The organism is Streptomyces sp. MK7, from assembly GCF_032658145.1.
Lineage (GTDB): Bacteria > Actinomycetota > Actinomycetes > Streptomycetales > Streptomycetaceae > Streptomyces > Streptomyces spiralis.
The window spans coordinates 1-3,303 of the sequence record NZ_JAVACL010000109.1 but is presented as its reverse complement, the minus strand read 5'-3'; the positions used below and the strand labels follow the sequence as shown (position 1 = coordinate 3,303).

The following is a 3,303-nucleotide window of genomic DNA, read 5'->3' as shown; positions in this document are numbered from 1 at the left end:
GAGGCAGCCTGAACGGGTCCGGGCGGCCGTGTACGACGATGAACGAGACGGAAAGTGAGACGGGAGCCGGGGGCGGTGACCTGGAGGATGTCTCGCTGAGGGCCGTAAACCGAGCAATGCGCTGCACAGTCTCCGTGCGCCGGCGTGCAGCCCTCCGGGTCGGGGCAAGGTCCGCGCATACCCCCAACGCGGCTCTCTGTGCAGCCGTCGCCGACACAGCCGCCGAAGCCCTCGCGCTTGCTGAGGTCTACCCCTCCCCCTGTGACCGTAGGACGTCTCAGGCGCCCGAAGAGGCTGAGGCCGAGAGCTGAGCGCCAGCCGTCTGGCGGACCGGGGAGAGGCACCAGACGGCTGTGCGTCCCTCATGCGCGTGAGGCGACACGCGATGGTCGGGGTTGAAGGTCGTCATGCCTAACCTCGCCGTTTCGGTTGGGGCGATGAGGCGTCGCTGAGGGTCAACTGCCGGGTGACCGAGGCGATTTCGGTGCTCGGACATGGCGGAATCCCGGCGCGGTGGTCGGGTTCTCCGGAGTCCTTCAGGTCGTGGGTGGGCAGGGTGGTTTCCGGTCAGCTGCCTGGGCGGGGCAGTGCGGCGAGACGGTGGAATGCCGCGACCAGTTCGTTTCTCCAGGGCCAGGTCGCCGATATCCGCAAGCGTAGGCGTCGGCCGCCGCGGGTGAGGCGGGCAGCGACGTGCAGCAGCCGGTAGCGGAGCTTCTTCGGCTCGGCAGTGGCCAGCTTCCCGTCCAGCAGCAGGACGCGCGTCCAGGCCAGCAGGTCGATCGCTGTGAGGCTGAGTTCGAGCCAGACAGCGTTGACGTCGAAGTGGCGGGAGGGGAAGCGGCCGAAGCCGGTGGTCTTGCCGCACCGGATGTGGTCCTCGACGGTGGCATGCCCGCGGTGGCGGACCTCCAGGAACTGGGCGGAGCCACCACCGGAGTACGGGGTGTCGGTGAGGAACACCTGATGTCGCAGGCCCTCGTCCTGATCGAACAGGGACAGCTGGGCTCCGGGGTGCGGCCGCTCGCGGCGCACGATGATGCGGGTGCCGGCCGGGTAGCCGTCCAGATCAACCAGCCCGGTCAGCTCGGCAACTTCTGCGCCATCACGCAGCGTCCCGTCCTGGTCCAGGGCGGGATGCCAGAGGCGGTCGGGCACCGAGCGGATCGCGCGGCGGACGGGCTCGGTGATGGCGTATCCGACTGAGAAGAAGGTACGGATTCCTCGTTTCCGCAGGTCGCGGACGTGGGTGAGGAAGGCTTTCGCAGATCCGGCACTGTCGGTGCGGACCAGGATGTCGGTGCCGTGCCGGTGAGTGTCGGGGATCTGCGTGAGCGCCTGGTCGAGCACCGCAACGTGATCGGCGGCAGTGTTGGCTCCGGAGTTGCCGGGCCGCAGCCGTCCCGACACGGCCTCGCCGGTGTTTGCGAGGAAACACAGCAGCGGATGGAAGCCGAAGCCGCCCTTGTAGGTCGAGGCAGCCTGCTCTTTCTCGGAGTGGCAGGTGACCAGCGTGGCGTCGAGATCCAGGACCAGGCCGGGAAGCTCTTGTCCGCCGGCCCGAGCGGCAGGTATGCCCTCGCCGGTCTCGGCGGCCTGCATCCAGGCGACTTCCCGGGCTGAAGCGCGAGCCGCTCGCAGCGAAGCGAGTGCAGCCTCGTCGGTGTCGGCGAGCAACCGCCAAGCCGTGGGTGTGGAGGCGACCGGACCGAACACCTCGCCCTGGTCCCGCAGCACGGCCAGATCCGCGATCGCCTCACCGCCGTCGGCGAGCATCACCGCGAGATCGGTGGCGACCCGTCCCGGGTCGTGCCCGGTCCCGCGCGGCCGAAGCGGCCTGAGAGCGGCAGAGTACGCGGCTGTCAGACCAGTGGCATCGGCAAGATCCGCCAGCAACCGTGCCCCGGCATGCCCGACCACCCCCGAACCATCGGCACTGACATGGACCTTGGGACGCAACCCGATACCCTGCACGTAGAAAGTGCCCTCCGCCTGGACCGACAGAACCCCTCAGCAAGGTTCATCGTCCCAGGTCAGGAAGGCACTTTCGCGTTTCCGCCCCCAAGCCAGCCGTACTCAAGTGAAACGGCGAGGTTAGAGGTTGTCCCGTAACCCGTGTGGCGGTTGCTGCGTTGCCTGGGCATGGGTGGGGTGATCTCAGCGGATGATCCAAAGTGGATCGAGCCGTTCTCCGGGCTGTCCGAGGTGCAGTTCGCAAGGCTGGTTGCGTTGGTACGGCGCCGTGGCGGCGACGTTCAGCGCGGCCGCCCGTGGCGACTGCCGCTGGAGGACCGGGTGCTGCTGGTGGCCACGTACTGGCGGACGAACCTCACATTGCGGCAGGTAGCGCCGCTGTTCGGAGTCTCGAAGTCCGCGGCGGACCGCATTCTCGATCACCTCGCACCCCTGCTGGCCATCTCGCCAGCCCGTCGACCACGCAAGGACACCGTCTATATCGTCGACGGCACCCTGGTGCCCACCCGCGACCGCAGCATCGCCGCTTCCAGCAAGAACTACCGGTACTCGACCAACCTGCAGGTCGTCATCGACGCCAACAGCCACCTGGTCGTGGCGATCGGGACCCCGCTGCCCGGCAGCCGCAACGACTGCCGGGCCTTTGCGGAGTCCGGTGTCGACCGGGCCTGCCGCGGCGCCCCGGTCATCGCCGACGGCGGCTACCAGGGCACCGGCCTGCTCATCCCGCACCGCAAACAACGTGGCCAGGCCCATCTCAGCCCGTAGCAGGAGGCGGAGAACGCCGTCCACCGCCGGGCACGCGCCCGGGTTGAACACGCCCTGTCCCGGCTGAAGAATTGGAAGATCCTGCGCGACTGCCGGCTCAAGGGCACCGGCGTTCACCAGGCCATGCTCGGCATCGCCCGACTTCACAATCTCGCTCTCACGGGATGAGCTGGCTCTGGTTCACGGCGAAGGTGTCCCGTCCATCCGGCGTCGTGACCCCGTCCGGCGAAGTGGAGACAGTCACGACTCCGTCGCCGGCCGTCGCCTCGATGTCGCCCTGGACCTCGCACGCCACCGTGACCTTCACCGGGTAGACCGAGTCGGGAGCCAGCTGAGCGACCTGCGCGAAGATCGAGCTCTTGTCGATCAAAGACCAACGTTGGCCCGCAGCGTCAACGAACTGAACCTCGACGATGCCAGGAAACGGCTCGTCATCCACCCAACGAACCGCTTCACACCGCAGCTCAGGCACTCAGGCTCCCGTCCTAGGTCCGGTCCCCAGCGACAACGAGCGCCAGTATGCCTGAGACCCCGGGCCTCGTTACGGGACAACCTTTAGCC

General features: G+C 68.0%; 2 protein-coding genes and 1 pseudogene. 1 reads left to right on the top strand and 2 read right to left on the bottom strand.

Annotation, left to right across the window (positions count from 1 at the left end; translation table 11 throughout):
• Positions 1-567 precede the first annotated feature (567 nt).
• Positions 568-2,004 carry an IS1380 family transposase gene (locus tag R2S09_RS39965; RefSeq protein WP_399145731.1) on the bottom strand — a complete coding sequence of 479 codons (1,437 nt, stop codon included), beginning with the start codon at positions 2,002-2,004 and terminating at the stop codon, positions 568-570.
• A gap of 138 nt (positions 2,005-2,142) precedes the next feature.
• Between R2S09_RS39965 and R2S09_RS39960 the strand changes: the two are divergent.
• Positions 2,143-2,910: pseudogene (locus R2S09_RS39960) on the top strand (transposase).
• Here R2S09_RS39960 and R2S09_RS39955 read toward each other — a convergent pair.
• A complete protein-coding gene (locus R2S09_RS39955) occupies positions 2,900-3,214 on the bottom strand; it encodes a hypothetical protein (RefSeq protein ID WP_316746178.1) in 315 nt (104 codons plus the stop codon). The pseudogene R2S09_RS39960 and the gene R2S09_RS39955 sit on opposite strands and share 11 nt — an antisense overlap.
• Positions 3,215-3,303: the final 89 nt, after the last annotated feature.